The organism is Couchioplanes azureus, from assembly GCF_014648355.1.
Taxonomy (GTDB): Bacteria; Actinomycetota; Actinomycetes; order Mycobacteriales; family Micromonosporaceae; genus Actinoplanes; species Actinoplanes azureus.
In genome coordinates this window covers 82,010-101,891 of record NZ_BMQY01000011.1, presented here as the reverse complement: position 1 = coordinate 101,891, position 19,882 = coordinate 82,010, and the positions used below count along the sequence as shown (strand labels likewise).

Annotated in this window: 21 protein-coding genes; 10 read left to right on the top strand and 11 right to left on the bottom strand. The window is 73.8% G+C overall.

The features are described 5' to 3' along the window. Positions 1–22: 22 nt before the first annotated feature. Complete coding sequence (locus IEY99_RS29520; protein WP_189207368.1) at positions 23–451, top strand: hypothetical protein; 429 nt, start codon at positions 23–25, stop codon at positions 449–451. Positions 452–518: 67 nt separating this feature from the next. On the opposite strand, the gene IEY99_RS29515 is transcribed toward IEY99_RS29520, so the two are convergent. Beyond that, positions 519–1,130, bottom strand: coding sequence for a hypothetical protein (locus IEY99_RS29515; RefSeq protein ID WP_189207367.1), 612 nt, complete (start codon positions 1,128–1,130; stop codon positions 519–521). A 245-nt stretch (positions 1,131–1,375) separates the two neighbouring features. Between IEY99_RS29515 and IEY99_RS29510 the strand changes: the two genes are divergently transcribed. From IEY99_RS29510 to IEY99_RS29495, 4 genes are all read left to right on the top strand, one after another. Next, on the top strand, positions 1,376–2,314 hold the full coding sequence (locus IEY99_RS29510; protein ID WP_189207366.1) for a hypothetical protein: 939 nt from the start codon (positions 1,376–1,378) through the stop codon (positions 2,312–2,314). Position 2,315: 1 nt separating this feature from the next. Continuing rightward, on the top strand, positions 2,316–3,497 hold the full coding sequence (locus IEY99_RS29505; RefSeq protein ID WP_189207365.1) for a serine hydrolase domain-containing protein: 1,182 nt from the start codon (positions 2,316–2,318) through the stop codon (positions 3,495–3,497). Between the two features lie 76 nt (positions 3,498–3,573). After that, entirely contained in the window at positions 3,574–4,689 is a 1,116-nt protein-coding gene (locus IEY99_RS29500) for an alpha/beta fold hydrolase (RefSeq protein WP_189207364.1), read from the top strand. Between the two features lie 134 nt (positions 4,690–4,823). After that, a complete protein-coding gene (locus IEY99_RS29495; RefSeq protein WP_189207363.1) occupies positions 4,824–6,044 on the top strand; it encodes a helix-turn-helix domain-containing protein in 1,221 nt (406 codons plus the stop codon). A 5-nt stretch (positions 6,045–6,049) separates the two neighbouring features. Here IEY99_RS29495 and IEY99_RS29490 read toward each other — a convergent pair whose 3' ends face one another. From IEY99_RS29490 to IEY99_RS29455, 8 genes are all read right to left on the bottom strand, one after another. Beyond that, positions 6,050–6,943 carry a P1 family peptidase gene (locus IEY99_RS29490; RefSeq protein WP_189207362.1) on the bottom strand — a complete coding sequence of 298 codons (894 nt, stop codon included), beginning with the start codon at positions 6,941–6,943 and terminating at the stop codon, positions 6,050–6,052. 7 nt (positions 6,944–6,950) lie between these two features. Next, entirely contained in the window at positions 6,951–7,760 is an 810-nt protein-coding gene (locus tag IEY99_RS29485) for an SAM-dependent methyltransferase (protein ID WP_189207361.1), read from the bottom strand. Positions 7,761–7,811: 51 nt separating this feature from the next. Further along, entirely contained in the window at positions 7,812–8,570 is a 759-nt protein-coding gene (locus IEY99_RS29480) for a hypothetical protein (RefSeq protein WP_229799360.1), read from the bottom strand. Between the two features lie 165 nt (positions 8,571–8,735). After that, positions 8,736–9,359, bottom strand: a complete 624-nt coding sequence (locus IEY99_RS29475; protein WP_229799359.1) for a class I SAM-dependent methyltransferase — start codon at positions 9,357–9,359, stop codon at positions 8,736–8,738. A gap of 228 nt (positions 9,360–9,587) precedes the next feature. Further along, positions 9,588–10,085, bottom strand: a complete 498-nt coding sequence (locus IEY99_RS29470) for a hypothetical protein (protein WP_189207360.1) — start codon at positions 10,083–10,085, stop codon at positions 9,588–9,590. 128 nt (positions 10,086–10,213) lie between these two features. Continuing rightward, complete coding sequence (locus IEY99_RS29465) at positions 10,214–10,516, bottom strand: DUF1905 domain-containing protein (protein ID WP_189207359.1); 303 nt, start codon at positions 10,514–10,516, stop codon at positions 10,214–10,216. 353 nt (positions 10,517–10,869) lie between these two features. Then, positions 10,870–11,130: a hypothetical protein gene (locus IEY99_RS29460; protein WP_189207358.1), complete on the bottom strand. Its 261-nt coding sequence runs from the start codon at positions 11,128–11,130 to the stop codon at positions 10,870–10,872. A 109-nt stretch (positions 11,131–11,239) separates the two neighbouring features. After that, positions 11,240–13,186, bottom strand: coding sequence for an AfsR/SARP family transcriptional regulator (locus IEY99_RS29455; protein WP_189207357.1), 1,947 nt, complete (start codon positions 13,184–13,186; stop codon positions 11,240–11,242). 684 nt (positions 13,187–13,870) lie between these two features. On the opposite strand from IEY99_RS29455, the gene IEY99_RS29450 reads away from it, so the two are divergent. The 5 genes from IEY99_RS29450 to IEY99_RS29430 all read left to right on the top strand — a co-directional run bounded on the left by IEY99_RS29450 (position 13,871) and on the right by IEY99_RS29430 (position 17,595). After that, the gene (locus tag IEY99_RS29450; RefSeq protein WP_189207356.1) at positions 13,871–14,050 is read left to right on the top strand and encodes a hypothetical protein; all 180 of its coding nucleotides are present in this window, start codon (positions 13,871–13,873) and stop codon (positions 14,048–14,050) included. Positions 14,051–14,470: 420 nt separating this feature from the next. After that, positions 14,471–14,746, top strand: a complete 276-nt coding sequence (locus IEY99_RS29445) for a DUF6059 family protein (RefSeq protein WP_189207355.1) — start codon at positions 14,471–14,473, stop codon at positions 14,744–14,746. A gap of 131 nt (positions 14,747–14,877) precedes the next feature. After that, on the top strand, positions 14,878–15,576 hold the full coding sequence (locus IEY99_RS29440; RefSeq protein ID WP_189207354.1) for an N-acyl homoserine lactonase family protein: 699 nt from the start codon (positions 14,878–14,880) through the stop codon (positions 15,574–15,576). A gap of 55 nt (positions 15,577–15,631) precedes the next feature. Continuing rightward, a complete protein-coding gene (locus tag IEY99_RS29435; RefSeq protein ID WP_189207353.1) occupies positions 15,632–16,933 on the top strand; it encodes a sensor histidine kinase in 1,302 nt (433 codons plus the stop codon). Further along, entirely contained in the window at positions 16,930–17,595 is a 666-nt protein-coding gene (locus IEY99_RS29430; protein ID WP_189207352.1) for a response regulator, read from the top strand. The genes IEY99_RS29435 and IEY99_RS29430 overlap by 4 nt, the downstream gene beginning before the upstream one ends. Here IEY99_RS29430 and IEY99_RS29425 read toward each other — a convergent pair. Together IEY99_RS29425 and IEY99_RS29420 are read right to left on the bottom strand one after the other, a co-directional pair. Next, positions 17,592–18,791 carry a M24 family metallopeptidase gene (locus IEY99_RS29425; RefSeq protein ID WP_189207351.1) on the bottom strand — a complete coding sequence of 400 codons (1,200 nt, stop codon included), beginning with the start codon at positions 18,789–18,791 and terminating at the stop codon, positions 17,592–17,594. The two genes, IEY99_RS29430 and IEY99_RS29425, sit on opposite strands and share 4 nt — an antisense overlap. Before the next feature lie 24 nt (positions 18,792–18,815). Continuing rightward, positions 18,816–19,865 (bottom strand): PLP-dependent cysteine synthase family protein, encoded by a 1,050-nt coding sequence (locus IEY99_RS29420; protein ID WP_189207350.1) that lies wholly within the window; start codon positions 19,863–19,865, stop codon positions 18,816–18,818. Between the last annotated feature and the right edge of the window lie 17 nt (positions 19,866–19,882).

Sequence of the window (19,882 nt, the reverse complement as noted above, 5' to 3'; positions counted from 1 at the left end):
ACGAAAAGGGAAGGGAAACCTCATGTCGATCCTCAGCCGGACCCTCGCCGGCGCCGCCGCGCTCGCCGCCGCCGGCGTCGTGACCGTGCTCAACCCGACGCCCGCCCTGGCGAGCACGCCCGCCAGCTGCGGCGACGTGCGCCAGATCGGCACGACGCGGGTGCTCAAGGTCGGCGGCATGGAGGCCGCGTCGGTCAAGCAGTACTACGGCTGCGGCTACAACTACGCCTACATCTACGTGTGGGAGCAGTACCGCAACACGCACAGCAAGTGGGACCTGCACGTGCACGTCGTCGACCACTCGGACAGCGGCTCGGACTACGGCATGGGCACGGCGAACAACACGACCCGCAAGGAGCTGTGGGGCGCCCCGGCGAACACCGCGTCGCACTGCACGCACGTGACCGGCTACCTGAACTCGGTCGGCGGCTCCACCAGCAAGGTCTGCTGACCGCGCCGAGCCGATCTCCCCACGGGGGCAAGGGGCACACCTCACCGGTGTGCCCCTTGTGCCGCGCTCAGTCCCGGTGGGCGGGCTGGGCGGTGCGCCGGCGCGCCTCGGCGACGTCGGCCATCAGCTTGTCCCAGGCCGGGTCGGGGCGGAACGGGCCCAGCGGCAGCCGGCCGCCGACCCGCGCCCAGCAGTACTCCCACCAGGCCGCCACCCGCACCGGCCACAGGCCGACCCGGACCGCCCCGGCCAGGAAGCAGCGGTGCGCGAGCAGAGTGGCGGCGAGCATGTCGTCGTCGAACTCGGCGCCCTCGACGTCGACGGCGCGCCCGAGGGCCCGCACGTCGCGGTGCATCTCCGAGTAGGCGATCAGGTCCGGCACGGCCGGCACCCGCACCTCGGCGCCGCGCACCAGCATGTCGGCGGCGTACGCCGGCATGAAGACCACGTCGCCCACGGTGACGATCAGCGGGAGCTCCTCGTGGCCGCGCCGGATGCCGAGCTGGAGGCCGGGGTCCCCGGTCGGCACGACGACCTGCTCGAAGCCGAGCACGTCGCGGACCGCCACACGGACCGAGTCGCCGATCGCCGGCACGTGGACCGTCACCACGCCGGCCTTGACCGACACCTCCGTGCCCGGCACCTCGCCGAGCAGACCCACGAGCGCTTCACTCTGCATGCGCCCGGTTATACCCGATGGCCGCGACCCGGCCCGGAACGGCTCGACCGCGCTCTCCGGATCGCCGACGGCCGGGCGTTTTGTTCCTGTTCCCGGCCCTGCCGCGCACGACCATTTTCGGCGTGTTGTGGATCGGCTACGCAAAGTCATATTTCTCGATATTGACAAGTGTGCGAGGCCTAGCCTCCGAGTACTACGCACCCGCGCACTTGTCCCAGCCGGGGAATCGGACAAAGAATTGCGGTATGACGCTCGGCAAGAAGGATCTGCCTTTCCCCTATAACCAGGACTTTTCCGGCATCGTCACGCGTGTCAAGGGAGTCCGGGAGGCGACCCGCGCCGCGCTGGTCAACTCGCCGAAGGTCGCGTCGTACCTGAAGGCCGGCGCCAACCTGGTCGAGCAGAACCTCGGCGCCTGCCCGGAGCCGCCGGCCGCCGACGGCCGCAAGCAGTACTGGTCGGGCCTGCGGTTCCTCACCGAGCGCGCATTGTCGCGTGAGATGGAGAATCTCGCACCGCCGTTCCTGCGGCAGAAGGGCGACGGCCCCTATCGCGCCACCTGGGCGACCCACGACGACTACCTCAACGACCTGCTGACCTTCCTTTTCCACGCCATGAATTACGACCCGCAGTACAACGCGGAGGTCGAGACCCGGGGCTGGCTGGACGACGAGGAGAGCTTCGTCGACGCCATCGACCGGGCCACCTTCCACGAGCTGCAGGCGATCTGCCGGATGCCGCTGTTCCGGCTGCAACTGATCATGGTCGCCACCGCCGACCGCAACGACGGCATCCACGAGGCGATCTCCAACAACTACGCCGGCGCCCTCGAGCCGTGGAAGAAGATCTACGAGTCCACCTTCGCCTCCCGCGGCTTCCAGCTGCGCCCCGGGGTGACCCTCGACCAGCTCGCGTACATGCTCGCCGCGGTCACCGAGGGCTTCGCCCTGCACCACCTGGGCGACCCTGGCGCCGGCATCGTCGGCGACGACCCCGCCGGCAACCTGGTCGGCATGGCCGTCCTCGGCATCCTCGCCGGGTACCTCGAACCGGTCGCTGAACCCACCGGCTCGACCCTTCGTGAACAGTTCCGAAGCGTCTCGAACCGAGCGCGTCCCGCCGACCGCACCATCGAGCGCAGTGTCGCGAGACGGACAGAGGAACCCCGGGGACAAGGGGAATGACATGACGAGCACGACGCAGCAACCGGCCGTCCAGGCCGGCGACCCTCCCTCGTGGTGGGACCGCCGGAGCGACCTGGTCATGCGCCGCCCGTTCAACGAGTTCACCTTCACCCACATGAACTGGCTGATGCCGACCGAGCGGGTCGCCCGCGGCCCGGCCGTCCGGCCGCTGCCCACCGCACCCGAGCCCCTCGACCTCACCTACCGCTTCGACGACCGCGACCTGAGCCTCGCCGACCTGCACCGGCGCACCTTCACCACGGCGTTCGTCGTGCTGCACCACGGCGCGATCGTGCACGAGAGCTACCCGGGGATGTTCGCCGGGCCGCACACCCGCATGCAGCTCTTCTCCCTGTCCAAGTCGGTCACCAGCGTCCTCATCGGCATCGCGCTGGCCGAGGGCGCGATCGGCAGCGTCAAGGACCAGGTCACCGACTACCGCCGCGACTTCGCCGGCACGGCCTACGACGGCACCACCCTGGCCGACCTGCTGGACATGACCAGCGGCGTCGGCGACCTGGAGACCTGGGAGACGACCGACAGCGCCATCCGGCGCTTCGAGCGGGCCGCGCTCAACGGCGGCGACGTCGCGGCGATCATCCGCTCCCTGCCGCGGACCGGCGCCATCGGCGAGCGCTTCAACTACTCCACCTTCGACGCCCAGATGCTGGGCTGGGTGTTGGAGGCGGCCACCGGGCGGTCGCTGGCGGCGTACGCGTCCGAGCGCCTGTGGTCGCGCATCGGCGCCGAGCGCGACGCGTACTACGGGCTGACCCGCTCCCACCCGCGGACCGCCATCGGCGCCGGCGCCTTCAACGCCACCGCCCGCGACCTCGCCCGGGTCGGCCTGCTCATGGCCGACGACGGCGTCGCCGGCGACCGCCGGCTGCTGAGCGCCGCATGGGTACGCCGCAGCCGCGGCACCGGCCTGCCCCACCTCTCGGTCGGCGCGCTCGGCGCCAGCGGCTACGACCACTACGGGTACGCCAACCAGTGGTGGACCCTCGGCGAGAGCTGCTTCCACGCCTTCACCGGCCTGGGCGTGCACGGCCAGTACCTCTTCGTCGACCCCGCCGCCGGCGTCGTCATCGTCAAGTGCAGCGCCTGGCCCTGCGAGGACGACGAGGCCCGCGACCGCGAGACCGTCACCGCGCTGCGCCGGATCGCCGACCACTTCGCCTGACCCCCGCCGGAAATCCCCTCGCCCCCACCGCACCACCGTGCCCGTACCACCCCATGCCCGCGAGAGGAAGAACCCCATGAGAGCAGCGCTCCGGCGACGACTCGCCGTCCTCGCCGCCGCCGTCCTCGCCGCCGCCGGCGTCCTGGCCGGCACCGGCGGCCCCGCGCACGCCCTGGTCTCCCCCGGCACCGTGCTCTCGGCCGCCGGCGCGACGCTCCCGAGCGAGCTGAGCACGCTGGCCACCGGCAAGCGCATCCAGTACGTCACCACCACGGTCAGCGGTGTCACCACCGTCGCCACCGGGCTGATCCTCACGCCCCGCAGCGGCAAGGCGAACCGGACGGTGGCGTGGAGCCACGGCACGACCGGCCTCGCCGACCGGTGCGCGCCGTCGGCCAGCCAGGCCGTGTTCTGGCCCGAGGCCCGCGCGGCGATCGCCGGGCTGCTCCGCCGCGGCTGGACGGTCGCCGCCCCCGACTACCCGGGTCTCGGCACCCCGGACGCCCACCCGTACCTGGTGGGCAACAGCGAGGGCCGCGCCGTCATCGACAGCGTCAAGGCGGCCCGCAACCTCGACGGCGAGCTGTCCACCCAGTACGCCGTGGACGGCCACTCCCAGGGCGGCCAGGGGGCGTTGTTCGCCGGGCAGCTCGCGCCCGCCTACGACGGGCCGCTGGTGCTGACGGGCGTGGCGGCCATCGCACCGGTGTCGAACCTCGACCAGATCGCGCCGTACATCCCGGGCACCCCCGGGCAGGGCTACCTGGTGATGGCGCTGTACGGCATCAACGCCGTCGAGCCGGCCTTCAACCCCGCCGCCTACCTGGCTCCGCCGGCCCGGCAACGCACGTCGGTGCTGCAGACCGGCTGCCTGAACGAGATCCTCGCCGCGTACGCCCCGCTCACCCCGGAACAGCTGGTCCCCGGCGGCGTGGTCTCCCCGACCGTGCTGGCCCGGCTCGCCCGGTACGGCAACCCGGCCACCGTGGCGCCGAGCGCCCCGATCCTCATCGTGCAGGGCACCGACGACGACGCGGTCCCGTACGACATCACCGCCGGCTTCCTGCTCGACCAGCTGTCGCACTACGGCCAGCCGGTCGAGTTCGTCCCGCTGCCGGGCGAGACCCACGACGGCGCCGTCTTCGCCTCCGTGGAGACCGTCGCCGACTGGATCGCCGCCCGCTTCACCTGAGGCGTCCCGACCCACCCCCTCACCGACGACGGCACCCCACGCGACCACCCCCGCATGGGGTGCCGTCCCGTCCGCGCACCGCAGCGGTACAGCGATGCACCACCGGTCGGTGCGGCGGCGCTACCGTCGTTCGCATGACCCCACGACGGAGCGTGGATCCCGCCGTCGGCGACCGGATCCGCGCGGGCCGACTGCTCCGCGGCTGGAGCATCCGGTACGCCGCCAGCAGGGCCGGCGTCTCGCACGCCACCTGGAGCCGGATCGAACGGGGGCGGCAAGCCGCCGACAACCGGTTCATGCTCGCGGCGATCGCCGGCGCGCTGGAGTGCACGCCGGCCGAGCTGGCCGGCACCGACGTGCCGGCCGTCGACCGGACGACCGCGGCGGCCCGGGCCGGCGTGCTCGGCCTGCGCCGGGCCCTCGTCGACATCGACCTGACCGAGCCGCCGGCCGGGCCCGCGCCGCCGGTGGCCGAACTGCGCCGCAGCGTCGCCCTGGCCGATGCCCTGCACCAGGCGTGCGACTACGCCGGCGCCGCCCGCCTGCTCCCGGACCTGCTGCGCGACCTGCACACCGAGACGGCCGGGCCGGACCATCGCGAGGCGCTGCGGCTGCTCTGCGACGCGACCTCCATCGCCTTCTCGGTGCTGCGCAACCTCGGGCATCCCGCGGACGCGTGGCTGGCCGCGCAGCGGTGCCGCGACGCGGCGGACGCGGCCGGCGACCCCGTGCTGCGGGGACACGCGGCGTACGCGCTGGCCCGGGCGGCCATCGCCTGCGGGTCGTACCAGCGGGGGCAGACGCTCGCCGAGCGGGCCGTGGACGATCTGGGCCGCCACCTCGGCCGGCCCGGCGGCCCGGAGGCGCTCGGCTCGCTGCACCTGGTCGCCGCGCTGGCCGGCCGCTGCCGGCAGCGGCTCGACGACAGCCGGGACTGGCTGGCCGAGGCGGCCGAGCTGGCCCGCCGGACCGGCGAGACCAGCACGATGAGCATGTTCTTCGGGCCCACCAACGTGAACATCTGGCGGATGAGCATCGAGGTGGACCACGGCGACCCCGGGCTGGTGGTGGAGATCGCCCGGGGCACCGATCCGGCCGCGATCCCGGCCGGCGTCCGGCAGGTGTTCTACTACGCCGACGCCGCCCGGGCGCTGGCCCGCATCGGCGGACGGGATCGCGAGGCGATCCGCCTGCTGCTCACCGCGGAGCGGATCGCGCCGCAGCACGTCCGCACGTCGGCCGAGCTCGCGGAGACCGTCCTGGCCCTGCTCGAGCGGTCCCGCCGGCAGGCCGGTGGCACCGCGCTGCGCGGACTGTACGCCCGCATGCGGGCGGGCGCCGCGTCACGGCCGTAGGAGACTCACCGTGTCTCGCCGGGCGCGTCCACCGGCGGGGCCACCGCGTCGCGGATCGCCGCCGCGACCGTCTCGGCCGCCACCGCCCGTACCAGGTCGAGGTCGAAGCCCTCGGTGACCTCGCCGGTCGCGAGGGCGACCACCGCGTCGCCGTCGAACCGGGAGTGCGCGGGGTGCATCGCCCGCGCGAAGCCGGCATGGCCGCTCTGGGCCAGCAGGTGACAGTCGTTCTTGGACAAACGGGCGTCGGTCAGCACCACCGCCACCGTGGTGTTGGCGAGTCCGGCCGGTGCCGCCGGCGGCGGCATGGCTCCCGGAGCCGCCGCGGCGGCGAAGATCGGTGAGCCGTCGGCGGCGAGGACGTCACCCCAGGCGTTGACCACGGCGACCGCGGCGATCCGGGCGGTGCCCGCGGCGCCGTCCGCCCGGCCGAGGCCGCCCGGGTCGCGCCGCCGGCGCCATTTCCCCGTGGAGGCGCCGGTGCCCGCGCCGACCCGGCCGGTGGCGAGCGGCGCGCCGGACCAGGCGGCCAGGGCGGCCTCGCGACCGGCCGCGGCGTCCGGTGGGCCGGTGCGCACCGAGTCGTCGAAGATCGACATGCCGACCACGATCGGCACCGGCCCGGCCGGCGTGGGGAAACCGCTGCCCCGCTCGCGCAGCAGGTCCATCACCCCGTCGGCCGCCGAGAGCCCGAACGCGGAGCCGCCCGACAGCACCACGGCGTCCGCCCGGTCGACCAGGCGGGTGGGCTCGAGCAGCGCGAACTCCCGCGTGGCCGGCGCGCCACCGCGCACCTCGCCGGAGGCCACCGTGCCCGGCGGCGGGAGGATCACGGTCACGCCGGTGCCGGCACCGGTCCAGTGTCCCGCGTACGCCGACAGCAACTGCGGTTCTGCCATGCCCCGATCATGCCGCGGGCTTGCGCGCCACCGCACCGTACTCGTCGACCTCGCGCAGCTCCTCCGCGGTCGCCCTCGGGGCGGGCCGCCAGCGCGAGCACGGCACCAGGCCGGGCTCGACGACCTCCAGCCCGGCCAGGAAGCGGGAGAGCTGCTCCGGCGTCCGCAGATGGTACGACAACGGCGCGTTGGCGTTCCACACCGCGATGGCCTCCTCGAAGGCCGGGCCGTCGATCACGTTGGTGCCGTCCGCGGTGACCAGGAAGCTGCCCGGCGCGAGGCCCGCGAGCAGCCGCCGGACGATGCCCACCGCCTCGTCCAGGTCGGCCACGTGGCCGAGGATGTTCATGAGGATCAGGCCGACGGGCTGCGTCAGGTCGAGCGTGGTGCGCCCGGCGAGGGCCAGGACCTCGTCCGGGTCCCGCAGGTCGGCGTCGAGATACTCGGTGGCGCCCTGCGGGGTGCCGGTGAGCAGGGCCCGGGCGTACGCCAGCACCATCGGATCGTTGTCGACGTAGACGATCCGGGCGTCGGGCGCCGCCGCCTGCGCGACCTGGTGGGTGTTGTCGACGGTCGGCAGTCCCGTACCGATGTCGAGCAGTTGCCGGATGCCGCGATCGGCGACCAGGTAGGTCACCGCCCGGGTGAGGAACGCGCGCGAGCTGCGGGCGACCGCCTCGATGTCCGGGTAGAAGCCGGCGAACTCGTCACCGACCTGCCGGTCGATCTCGAAGTTGTCCTTGCCGCCGAGCCAGTAGTTCCACACCCGCGCGGAGTGGGGCACGGTCTCGTCGATCGGTGTCCGCTCGCTGGCCACGCGCCCACCCTAGGGCATGTCCACGACGGTCGATACCTGTCGCGGCCGGATTCACTCGTCGCGGGACGCGTGGGCGCCACGCCGGCGCGGGGTCCCCGGCTGCTCCGCGGCCGCCTCGTCGCCCGCGGGCGCGGGGTCGCCGTCCGCTTCCCCGGCCGCCTCGCGCGGGTCGGCCTCCGCCACCGCCTCCGCCACCGCCTCGGCGTCCGCCTCGGCCTCCGGCTCGCCGCCGGGCAGCTCACCGGTCACCTGCGGCTGGTCCAGCCAGAGTGCGCGCAGCTGGCCCTGCATGAAGGCGGTGAGGCGGGCACGGTACTCCTGGTCGAAGCGCTCCAGGGCCTCGATCTGCTCCTGCAGGGCCTCGCGCCGGGCGCTGAGGCTGCCCACCACGTCGTCGTAGCGCTGCTGGGCGGCCAGCCGCAGCTGGTCGGCGTTGGCCTGGGCGTCGGCGGTGATGCGCCCGGCCTCGCCGCGGGCCTCCAGGATCACCTTCGCGGCGTTGCGCTGTGCCTCCTCGGCACGGACCTGCGACTCGCGGGCGGTCTGCTCCGCCGACGCCCGCGCCTCGAACAGCACCTGCTCGGCCTCGCGCCGCACGGCGTGGGCGTGCATCTGCGCCTCCCGGCCGATCTCCTCGGCGGCCGCCAGCGCATCCGTGCGGATCTTGTCCGCCTGCTGCTGGGCCTTGGCGAGGTGCTCCTCGGCGGTGCGCTGGGCCATGGTGAGCACCTGCAGCGCCTGGTTGCCGGTGGCCGGCGGGATCAGCGCCTGCTCGGAGGTGGCAGCTTGCGGGGAAGTCCCGTTGAACATCACTTTCCACGATCCTTCGTCCGATGGTCCGCCCGAGAACGGCGGGATGCTACCAACGGGACGGGGAGGCCCGCGAGGATCAGCGCGTCACGGGATGATCACTTTACGTAATGGGATACCGATTCACATTGGCCCGGCTGAATGCGAATGGAACACCGGTTCCGCTCAGCTCCCGGCGCAGCTCCGGGGGTCCGGAGGCCCGGGACGGCGGACCCGGAACACCGCCGTCCGCGCATTCTGATGATCCTCGGCGGGCCCCAGGGCCGGCTGCTCGTACACGGCCACGCGTTCCAGCAGGCCACTGCCGGAATGCCCGCGGCCCGGATCCCCCGCGAGCACGAGGGCACCCCGGGCCGCCTGCCGGGCGAGGTAGTCGAGGACCCGGGCCGCGAGGGCCGGCTCGTACAGCCCGTCGCCGGCGAGGACGACCTCGGCGTCCTCCCCGGCGCCGTCGAGCAGGTCGCCGGGAAGGCACGCCACGGGTACGCCGTTGGCCCGGGCGTTCGCCTCGATGGCCACGGCCGCGTACGGGTCGATGTCGTTGGCCACCACCGAGGCCGCCCCGGCCCGCGCCGCCGCGATCGCGACCAGGCCGGAGCCCGAGGCGATGTCGAGGACCCGCCGCCCGGCGACGAGCGCGGGATGGTCCAGCACGTAGCGCGCCAGCGCCTGACCGCCCGGCCAGGCGGACGCCCAGAAGGGTGCCTGCAGCCGGCGCCCCGCGGCCGCCTCCAGCCGGGCCCACAGCACGGTGGGGTCCTCGGCGAGGTACAGCCGGAGCTCGGGCACCAGGGCGACGGGACGCAGGTGCAGCGCGTCGACGGCCGGCGGGCCGCCCGTCTCGGCGCCGGCGGTCAGCCAGGGCGTCAGAGAGTCCGGTGGCGCCTGGGACTTCCCGCGAATGTCGATGTCATATCACCACCGGCAAACTAGCACGGGGCGAAATGGGAACCGCGCGCGAATCGCCGGCGGATTTCCCGGCCCCGGCGCCATTCCGGCGATCTTTGCCGCGGCAGGTCAGCTGCGCCACAAGCCGGAGATCGCCGGCGCGACGACGTCGAGCCCGGGCAGGCCCCGCGCGGTGGAGGTTCCGTCGCCGGCGGCCAGGATGACGCCGCCGCACAGGCAGAGCAGGATCACCAGCGTGACGACGGCCAGCACGACCGTACCCACCATGCCGGGATACTTCTGCGGCGGCGCACCGAGCGCTCCCCCGAAGAAGGCGATCATCGGCGCGCGGTACTCCAGCTCCACGGTCTGCCCGGGATGCACCGCGACCCCCAGGTCCGCGGCCCCGATGCGGGTCGGCAGCAGGTACGGCACGTGCACGTGCACGTGGTGCTGACCGGGCGCGAGCGGTACGACGATGCGCCCCCAGGCGTGGCCGACCCGGTGGCCGTCGACCTGCACCACGGGCGTGAAGAGCGCGAGCAGGAAGGTCACCGGGTGGTACCGGAGGGTCAGCGCGAGGGCGCCGCCACCGGCCGGCGGGTGGGCGGGCTGCTGCTGGTACACGACGTTCCTCCCGGGGCGATCCGCCGGTTCTCCCTACCGCCCCGATCCGGTGGGCGCAGGACACTGTCCCGGCCGTCACGGCGGGCACTCAGTGCCTCACTCAGTGTAGTGGCCAGCCGTCCGCCGGGTCAGAGGTCGAGGACCTCCACGCGCAGTGCCGCGACGTCGCCGGCCTCGAGGTCCTCGGCGCGGCGGACGTCGCGCTTGACCGGCAGCACGTACGCCCCCCGCCCCTTGTCGGGAAAGATCGACGTCGTCCAGGTGGTGGAGCCGACGGTCGCCCGGACGCGCAGCGAACCGAAGCCGCGCCGCCGGCCGGCGGTCAGCTCCCGCAGCACCTCGGACTCCTCGGCGGGCAGGCTGACGAAGGTCCAGCTGTCGGCCCGCCGGGCGTCCCACACCCACAGCTCGGCGTCGAAGGTCACGATCACCGCCGCAGCATGCCACGAAAGACGCCGCTGCGAATTCCACGGGGGAAGAACTCGCAACGGCGTAGGGTCAATTTATCCGACGGAGACCGTTCTCGTCCAATCGCGAGTGTCCCCCGGTCCGGCACGACGCCCTGGACGGCCCGGACACACCGGCGAGCGCGGGCCGCGAACGGCCACGGGCCGCAGGTCGACGCACGCCGTGGTGCGGGGACGCGAGCCTGGGACAGGCGCACGCCACAGGCGGGCGCACGGCAGAGCGGGCGCGGCCCCGGGAATGGCGCGGGGCGCGCGTCGGGGCGGACCCGGGCCGCGGTCCACCTTGCGGGGCCGGCGCGCGGCAGAGCGGGCGCGAGTCAGGGGCGTAGGACGGCCAGGACCCGTGCGACGGCGCCGACGCTGTCGCCGTGCGAGGCGCGGGCGTGGGTCACCCAGGCGCCCAGGTCGAAGCCCGGATAGCCGGCCCGGAACCGGTCGGCGAGCTCCGCCAGGTCGCGCGCGTCCAGGTTCAGGTCCGCGGTGAGCAGTGAGTAGGGCCGTACGTTGCCCGCGGCCAGCGCGGGCTTGACGGCCACCAGCTCGTCCACCACCACTCGCAGCTGCTCGTCCTCGCCCATGACCGCAGTGTGCGCCGGGCGGGTGGAGGCCAGCTCGCGGAATGCTCAACCCTGCCTAGTGCCGCCGTCCTGGCGGAACCCCGGTAGTGCCGGAGTCCCGGCCTCACGGTCAGGCGAGCGCCGCCTCGCAGTCGGCGAGCAGGGACCGCGCGGACCCGTCCGCGCCGAGCAGGTCGACGGCGGCCGCGTACGGGCGGGGCACCCGGTAGACGAAGCCGTCCGGGGTCGCGGCCGTCGGCTCCACCTGCACCAGCCCGAAGGTCGCGAGCTCCTCGGCCAGCTCCTCCGCCCGGTGCTCCTCCACCGACAGCGCCCCGGCGACCGCGCCCAGCGGCGCCGGGTCCGCCATCCGGGCCAGGCCGCAGAACGCCGCGCGCAGCTCCTCGCCGAGCAGCCGCAGGGTGCGGCGCAGGCTGCGGTGCACGCCGTCGGGGGTCGCCGGCCGGGCGCCGCGGTCCTCGCCGGAGCGCGCCCGCCGGACCTGGCGGGCGATCGGCCAGTGCGGCTTCAGCTCCAGCTGGGCCGCCGCCTCGCGCAACGCCATGGGCAGGCCCTCACAGAGCTCCACGAGGTCGTGCGCCGCCGCTATCTGCCGGTTGACCCGTTCCTCGCCGAGAACGTGGGCGAGCAGCCGGTATGCGTCGGCGCACGCCAGCGGTCCCAGGTGGACGGTGGCGGCGACGGCCGGGTCGGAGAAGCGGCGCCGGGCGGCGATGAGCGTGCCGCAGGACAGCCCGGTGGGCAGCAGCGCACCGATCTGCTCGGCGCCGGCCACGTCGTCGAGCACGACGAGCACCCGGCGGCCGGCCGACCAGCTGCGGAAGAGGCTGGACCGCTCGTCGAGCGGCCCGGGGATCGCGGCGGCCGCGTATCCGGCGGCGCGCAGGAAGCTGCCGAGGACCTCGGCCGGCGCGACCAGTTGCCCCTCGTCGTCGATCATGCGGGCGTAGAGCAGGCCGTCGGGATACCGGCCCCGCAGCTTGTGGGCGACGTGGACGCAGAGGGCGGTCTTGCCCGACCCCGGTGGGCCGGCGACCACCACCACGGGCGCCGCGCCACGGTCGTCGGCGGCGAGCGGGGCCGACGCCTCGGCCACCTGCTGACCCCGGCCCACCAGGCGGGCCACGTCCGGCGGGAGCTGATCCGGCGGCTCGGCGGCACCCCGCACCGTGACGCCGGCCCGGGCGGCCGGGAAGTCCTCGTCGATGGCGGGATCGGCGACCAGCACCGCCTGGTGGACCCGCTGCAGCTCCGGCATCGGCTCCAGGCCCAGCTCGTTGGCCAGCACCTCGCGCGCCTGCTGGTAGACGCGCAGGGCGTCGAGGCGGCGCCCCGCGCGGTAGAGGGCCAGCATCAGCCGGCTCTGCAGACTCTCGTCGGTGGGCTGCTGGGCCACCATCGCGGTCAGCTCGCCGATCAGCTCGTGGTGCCGGCGCAGCGCCAGATCGGCGTCGATGCGCTGCAGGGTGAGCCCGCGCCGCTGCTCCTCCAGCCAGACGGTGGCGGCCCGCAGGAGCGGGCCGGTCGCGACCTCGGCCAGCGCCGGGCCGCGCCACAGGCGCAGGGCCGCCCGCAGGGTGTCCACCGCCGGCTCCAGCGAGCCGGCGTCCAGCTCGGCACGGGCCCGGTCGGCGAGGCGTACGAAGCTCGTCGCGTCCACCGCGTCGCTCGCCAGCATGAGCACGTAGCCGGTGGGCGAGGTGGACAGCGCGGGTGCGTCGCCGCCCGGCCGGGCGGCCCGCGCGCCGGAGCCGAGCCGGTAGAGCTTGCGCAACTGGTAGACGTAGGTCTGCAGAGTGGTGGTGGCGCTGGACGGCGGGCGGTCGCCCCAGAGCTCCTCGATGAGCTGCTCGGAGCTGACCACCCGATCGACGTTGATGGCGAGCAGGGACAGGACCTGGCGCAGTTTGGGAGCGGTGGGCACGACCTGGCGGCCGTCGAGCTCCACATGGAACGGACCGAGCAGGCTCACCCGCACGTCGGCCGCCGTCCCCGGCTCGACGGGACCGGCCGGGTGGCCGGCCGTCCGACGGCGAGCCCGAGATCCACTTGACACACCAACACCGTTCATCCCCCCGTTGTCGGCAGTTCGCGATCGCTGAAAGCGATGATTGCGCCCGCAAATATCGAGGCGGGTCGCACCATGGCCAATATAGGCTTCCGGAGAGCCCGCTGACAGCCCCGGCGCCCGGAGTCGAGAAATCGACAGCACCGGGTACGGGGCGTCACGCGCGCGCGGGCCGGCGTCGCATCCAGCAGGCATGATGCAGTGATCGCCAGTGTTCATGCAGTAACCTCCGTCTATTTACCACCGTCCTCTGCGGATACGAAAGCGAATTCCCACCACCCGCACCGGAGCGTCCCCGAATGGCGACGAGAATGGCACGGCGGAAATCGGGAACGGCACCGGCATGGTCGCGCGCCCGGCCGGACCGACGCCGCCCGCGGAGCCGCCGGGCCACCGCCGCTCCGGCGCACCGTCCCGGGCGGCGGCCGGGTACGCCGGGCAAAGGCGCAGCCCCGGAGCCCCGTACCACAGTTTCTCCATGCGCGATAGCGCACCGGACGACCGGGACGCGGCATACATCCGTGGTCGTACTCACGGGACCGGAGTGCTGACGTTGTGTACATCCGCGGACGGTTGTGCCGGTTTTGGCGCGGCAATAGGTTTCGATCGGGTCCACCGGCGACCGGACGCCCGTCCGGGCGAATGCCGAAATCGGCGGAAGGTGGTTGTGCCATGGCAAGGACAGTCGGCGCCGCGGTGCTCGGCATCGTGGTCGGCGTGGTCGTGAGCCTGGTCGTCTTCGGCGACGACGGGCCGGGCTTCGAGGTCAAGCACGTGATCATGGCCTTGGTGGGCCTCGTCGTCGCGGTCGTGGCGCAGCGCGCGCTGGAATCGCGCGGCCCCCGCCGCTGACCCCTCCCGCTCGCACACCGGCCGGCGTCGCAGCTGTGACGCCGGCCGTCCCCGTGCGTCGAGCCCGCCTCTCCGGCAAGGCCGCCGGTCGTCGGCGCCTTCTGCCTACGCCAGGTCCGCCGGCTCGCCCGGCGGTCAACCTCGCCTCGACCGGACCTCGAGCGACCCCGCCCACCATCGGGTTCGTCCCGGCCGCCGCCTCCGGCGCCGGTTCGCCCGGCAAACCGACCCGGCCGGCCACCGCCCCCGATGGCTCACCGGCCCTCGTGGTACACCGGCCCGGTGGCAGAGGGAGCCAAGGTGACCACCGATCCAGGTGGACCACCGGCCCAGGTGGACCACCGGCCCGGCCGCGACGGCCCGGCGGCGACGGCGGATCAGGTCGATCCGGCGCCCGGGACCGGAGAGGGGTGTCGAACGATGGATGCGACCGCGCCACTGCGGCGCTGCGCCCGCCTGGCCGTGGCCGTGCTGCGGTGGACCTGGCGGGGCTTCGGGATGTACGGCATGGCCGTCACGGGAGTGCAGCCGTCGTCGGCGAACCCGGCCGCACCGGACCGCCGGCCGACCGCCGCCGGCGACCCACCGCCCGCCGGGCGGCCGCTCGCCGGCCCGCCACCGGGCCATCCGGAACGGCTGCTTCCCGGCGTGCCCCTGGATCCCGTCGAGCTCGGCCTCTGGCGGCAACTGAGCTGAGGCGACCCCACCGGCGACGAAGCGGGCCGGGGAAACAGGCGTCGAGCCCGGATGGATTCCCACTCCAGCGGCCGTCCGGACGATGTCGATGACGGGGCGCTCGGGGCGCCCGTACGGACGGAGGCCACCGGATGAAACTGTATCTGCTCGAGCTGGGCACGATCCGCTACTACAAGGACCGCCCGGTGTGCGGCTACCTCATCCGCTGCGACGACGGCACCGATGTGCTCGTGGACACCGGTCCCCACCGCGACGCCGCGCCCGACTCACCGATCATCGCGCGTACCGATCCCGGGCTGGTGGACCAGCTCGCCGCCGTCGGCGTCCGGCCCGGCGACATCGACATCGTGGTCTGTTCCCACCTCGACCCCGACCACGCCGGGAACCACGACCTGTTCCCCGACGCCGAGTTCGTCGTGCAGCACAGCCACCTCGAGCTGGCCCGTTCCGGCGCCGAGGCGCGGCTCGAGGCCACCCGGGCGCAGTGGGACCTGCCGCACCTGAAGTACCGCACGGTCGACGGGGACACCACGCTGCGGCCCGGGATCGAGCTCGTCGAGTCCGGCGGCCACATCACCGGCCACCAGTCGGTGCTCGTCCGGCTGCCACGGACCGGCGCGGTGCTGCTGGCCGTGGACGCGATCACGCAGGAGGCCGCGATGGATCCGGACAACCGGCCGATGACCCGCTTCGACCTCGACGCGGACGCCGCCCGGGCCAGCACCCGCAAGCTCGTCGACCTCGCCCGGCGGGAGAACGCCATGGTCGTGCGCAACCACGACCCGGTGCAGTGGCCGACGCTGAGGCAGTGGCCGGCCTGCTACGAGTGACCGAACGGTGACGGCGGGCGCCCGCCGGAGCGGCGGTGTGCCTACAGTGGTCGGCATGTGGCCGGCCTCAGCGCGAAAACCCGCACCGGATCCCGGGTCCTGGTGGACGACCTGGCGGGCCGCGGCCATCCCGGCCCTGGTGCTCATCTTCGACGTCGTGGTCGTGGAGACCAGCGGTGACCGGGGCGGCCGCCCGCTGATGCCGCTGGGCTGGACGTTGATGGTGGTCAGCGCGGCCGCGCTGTACTGGCGCCAGCAACATCCGGTGGCCGTGCTGGCGGTGACGAGCGTGACCGGGCTGCTCTACTACCCGCTGAGCTTCCCCGACTCGCCCATCGCGCTGGCGTTCGTCATCGCCCTCTACACGGTCGCCCGGGACCGCGAGCGCTGGCTGTCGATCGGCGCGGCGCTGTTCCTGGCGATCGCCTTCCCGGTGCTGACCTCGCTCAACCTGGACGGCTACGGCCGCCAGCGGTCGGTGCAGACCCAGGTGCAGACGGCGGTCGGCGTGGCCGCCATCCTGCTGCTGGCCATCATCCTGGGCGAGGTCGCCCGCAGCCGGATGCGGCACGTGGCCCAGGCGGAGCAGCGGGCCGCCCTGGCCGAGGCGACGCGGGAGAGCGAGGCGCTGCGGCGCGCCATGGAGGAGCGCCTGCGCATCGCCCGGGACCTGCACGACGTGGTCGCGCACCAGATCTCGCTGATCAACGTACAGGCGAACGCGGCCCTGCACACCCGCTCGCCGGACGGCGCCTTCGAGGCGCTGGAGGCGATCCGTACGGCGAGCAAGGACGCCCTGCGCGAGGTGCGGGCGGTGCTCGGCGTGCTGCGCCAGGCCGACGGCGCCGATCCCGTGCAGCCCAGCCCGTCGCTGGCGCGGCTGCCCGAGCTGATCGGCCGCACCGAGGCCGCGGGCCTGCCGGTACGGTCCCACGTGGACGTCCCGCCCACGCCGCTGCCCACCTCCGTGGAGCTGGCCGCCTACCGGATCGTGCAGGAGGCGTTGACCAACGCCGTGCGGCACGCGGCGGCGAGCACCGTGGAGGTGGACATCCGGTGCCGCGGCGGGGACGTCATGGTCACCGTCGAGGACGACGGCACCAAGCCGGTCGATCCGCGGGCGGTGCGCGACGGCAACGGCCTGCTCGGCATGGCGGAACGGGCCGCCGCGGTCGGCGGGGAGGTGACCGCCGGTCCCCGCCCCGGCGGCGGCTTCCGGGTCGAGGCCCGGCTCCCGATCCGTCCCCCCGCGGAGACGGAACAACCCGCGGATACCCCGCAACCCCCGCAGGCACTGCAGCTCACGGAAACACGACGATCCCCGACAGCAGCGAACGACGGGAACGGAAACCGATGATCTCCCTAGTCCTGGCCGACGACCAGACGCTCGTCCGGGCCGGCTTCCGCTCGATCCTCGCCGGCGAGCCGGACCTGCGCGTGGTCGGCGAGGCCGCCGACGGCGACGAGGCGGTCCGGCTGGCCCGCGAGCTACGTCCCGACGTCATGCTGATGGACATCCGCATGCCGGGGCTCGACGGCCTCGCCGCCACGCGGCAGATCTGCGCGGACAAGAGCCTCGACGGCGTGAAGGTCGTCATCCTCACCACCTTCGAGTCCGACGAGTACGTCTACGGCGCGATCCGCGCCGGGGCCAGCGGTTTCCTGCTCAAGGACACCGAGCCGGTCGAGCTCATCCGCTGCGTGCGGGTGGTGGCCCGGGGTGACGCCCTGCTCGCGCCGTCGGTCACCCGGCGGCTGATCGCCGAGGTGGCCGCGCGCCTGACCCCGCCGCCGCCGGCGCCCGAGCTGGCCACGCTGACCGCGCGCGAGGCCGAGATCATGGATCTGGTGGCCCAGGGGCTGTCGAACGAGGAGATCGCCGGGCGGCTGGTGATCAGCCACGCGACGACCAAGACGCACGTCAGCCGGATCCTCACCAAGCTGGGCCTGCGCGACCGGGCCCAGCTCGTGGTGTGGGCGTACGAGTCCGGCCGCGCGCTGCCCGGCTGGCTGCCCTAGCCGCCGATGACGCCGAGCCCCCGGTCCAGCGTGGTGAGGACGCGGTTGCCCGCGGACTCCACCACGAACGGGTCCTCCACGTGCACCGCACCGAAGCCGAACTCGTAGTACGGCGTCTCGATGTTGACCACGGTGCCGATCTCGATCACGTCCTGGCTGGACGGCGTGATCAGGACCGGTTCGTAGATCTCCACGCCGATGCCGTGCCCGACGTGGTGGCGGCGGTAGTGCGGGATGCCGGCCCGGCGGACCCCGTCGACGGTGATGTCGAACAGCTCCTTGCCGCGCATCCCCGGCCGCGCCTCGGCGATGCCGCGCTCCTCGCCGGCGAGCACCGCGTCGTAGTGACGGGCCAGCTTGGCGTCGGGCTCGCCGAGCACGAACGTGCGTGCCAGGTCCGACCAGTAGCCGTTCAGCACGCATCCGACGTCGAACCAGATGCCGTCGCCGCGGCGCAGCGGCTCGTCGCTCGGGCGCTGCTGGCCGCCGACCGCCGCGCGGCCGAACTTGATGAGCGTGAACTTGGGCCGCGCGCCGTGGCGGACGACCTCGAGCTCGAACTCGCGGACGAGCTCGCGTTCGGTGGCGCCGGGCCGGGCGGCCGCGACGGCCGCCCGGATGCCCGCCTCGGTCGCCGCGGCCGAGGCGGTGATCCGCTCCACCTCGGCCGGCGTCTTCACCTTGCGGACCCAGCGCAGGTCCTCGGCGGCCGGCACCACCCGGGTCCCGGGCAGCGCGTCGCCCAGGGCGTCGAGGAAGCCGAACGGTGCCCCCTTCTCGTCGATCCCGACCGTGCCGCCGGCCACCCCGGCCTCGCGCAGCACGTCGGCCAGCGCGTCCAGCGCCGTCGCCGGCGCCGGCCCGAGCACCGACACGTCGTACAGGCGCTGCTCTTGCGGGGTCAGCACGGCGTCGTCGGCCAGCTCCCGGTGGAACGTGCCGAAGCCGACCGCGCCGGCCAGCGGCACGGTCGCGTCGAGGAACTGGTCGACGTCGCACCGCGAGGTGAGGAAGTACGGCGTCGCGAGCCGGTCGCGGACGACCACGGCCAGGCAGCGGCCGCCGTGCGGGTGGGTCTGCGCGGGCTGGCTCGCCACCCCGGTCAGGTAGTAGACGTTCTCGAACGTGGTGGCCACGAACGCGTCGAGGCCGGCCTCGTCCATCCGGCGCGCGAGCCGGTCGAGGTGTGCCAGCATGGGTCCTCCTTGACGGGAGCCGGCTCAGGTCAGGGCCAGCAGGTCGGCGACGGCGACCGAGGGGTGGCTGGGCTCGCGGGCCGCCGCCAGCAGCCCCTCGAGGTCGCCGAGCCCGGCCGCGGCGATCCGGGCGTCGAGTCCCTTGGCCTGCAGCCAGCCGTCGTCGAACGACTCACCGAGGTAGTTGACCGCGCCGTCGGCCGCGACGACGACGATCCGGGAGCCCGGGTGGCGCTGCGCGTGGTGCAGCGCGGCGAAGATCGCCGCGCCCGCCGACTCCCCCACCATCAGTCCTTCGGTACGGGCGAGCAGCCGGCTGGTCGCGATCCCCTCGGCGTCGTCGACCAGGTGCACCCGGTCCACGAGCGACATCTCCAGGTTGCCGGGGCGCCAGGCGAGCCCGAGCCCGCGCATGACGTACCCGTGGAACGGGTGGCCGAAGGCCGCCGAGCCCACCGCGTCCACCGCGACCGTGGTGACCTCGGGCAGCTTCTCCTTGACCGTACGGGCCAGGCCGCTGATGTGCCCGCCGGTGCTCGCCGTGGCCATCAGCACGTCGAACTGCGGCACGTCGTCGAGCAGTTCGCGGGCGGTGGTCTCGGCGTGCGCACGCGGGTTGTCGGGGTTGTGCATCTGGTTGGGCCAGAAGGCACCGGGGATGGAAGCGACGAGCTGCTCGACCCGCTCGCGCCGCGGGCGCTGGAACCCGCCGTTCTCGTCGGGCTGCCGGACCACCTCGACCTCGGCGCCGAGCGCGGCGACGAACTTCAGCATGGACTCCGGCGCCTTCGGGTCGACCACGATGATGACGCGGTAGCCGCTGACCGCGCCGATCAGCGCGAGCGCCTTGCCCATGTTGCCGGACGACGACTCGACGATCGTGCCACCGGGGCGCAGCCGGCCGTCGCGCTCCGCCGCGGTGATCATCTGCAGGGCCGGGCGGTCCTTGATGCTGCCGGCCGGGTTGAAGGACTCCAGCTTGACGAGGATCTCGGAGCCGTACGAGCGGTCGAGGCAGCGCAGCCGCACGACCGGGGTGCGCCCGATCGTCTCGAGGATGTTGTCGAAGATCATGTGTCTCCCTCCCAGGG

Bases quoted from the DNA above. Each gene is read 5' to 3' on its own strand.
- IEY99_RS29520 (WP_189207368.1), top strand. From the start codon at position 23: ATGTCGATCCTCAGCCGGACCCTCGCCGGCGCCGCCGCGCTCGCCGCC.
- IEY99_RS29515 (WP_189207367.1), bottom strand. From the start codon at position 1,130: ATGCAGAGTGAAGCGCTCGTGGGTCTGCTCGGCGAGGTGCCGGGCACG.
- IEY99_RS29510 (WP_189207366.1), top strand. From the start codon at position 1,376: ATGACGCTCGGCAAGAAGGATCTGCCTTTCCCCTATAACCAGGACTTT.
- IEY99_RS29505 (WP_189207365.1), top strand. From the start codon at position 2,316: ATGACGAGCACGACGCAGCAACCGGCCGTCCAGGCCGGCGACCCTCCC.
- IEY99_RS29500 (WP_189207364.1), top strand. From the start codon at position 3,574: ATGAGAGCAGCGCTCCGGCGACGACTCGCCGTCCTCGCCGCCGCCGTC.
- IEY99_RS29495 (WP_189207363.1), top strand. From the start codon at position 4,824: ATGACCCCACGACGGAGCGTGGATCCCGCCGTCGGCGACCGGATCCGC.
- IEY99_RS29490 (WP_189207362.1), bottom strand. From the start codon at position 6,943: ATGGCAGAACCGCAGTTGCTGTCGGCGTACGCGGGACACTGGACCGGT.
- IEY99_RS29480 (WP_229799360.1), bottom strand. From the start codon at position 8,570: ATGTTCAACGGGACTTCCCCGCAAGCTGCCACCTCCGAGCAGGCGCTG.
- IEY99_RS29460 (WP_189207358.1), bottom strand. From the start codon at position 11,130: ATGGGCGAGGACGAGCAGCTGCGAGTGGTGGTGGACGAGCTGGTGGCC.
- IEY99_RS29450 (WP_189207356.1), top strand. From the start codon at position 13,871: ATGGCAAGGACAGTCGGCGCCGCGGTGCTCGGCATCGTGGTCGGCGTG.
- IEY99_RS29445 (WP_189207355.1), top strand. From the start codon at position 14,471: ATGGATGCGACCGCGCCACTGCGGCGCTGCGCCCGCCTGGCCGTGGCC.
- IEY99_RS29440 (WP_189207354.1), top strand. From the start codon at position 14,878: ATGAAACTGTATCTGCTCGAGCTGGGCACGATCCGCTACTACAAGGAC.
- IEY99_RS29435 (WP_189207353.1), top strand. From the start codon at position 15,632: ATGTGGCCGGCCTCAGCGCGAAAACCCGCACCGGATCCCGGGTCCTGG.
- IEY99_RS29430 (WP_189207352.1), top strand. From the start codon at position 16,930: ATGATCTCCCTAGTCCTGGCCGACGACCAGACGCTCGTCCGGGCCGGC.
- IEY99_RS29425 (WP_189207351.1), bottom strand. From the start codon at position 18,791: ATGCTGGCACACCTCGACCGGCTCGCGCGCCGGATGGACGAGGCCGGC.
- IEY99_RS29420 (WP_189207350.1), bottom strand. From the start codon at position 19,865: ATGATCTTCGACAACATCCTCGAGACGATCGGGCGCACCCCGGTCGTG.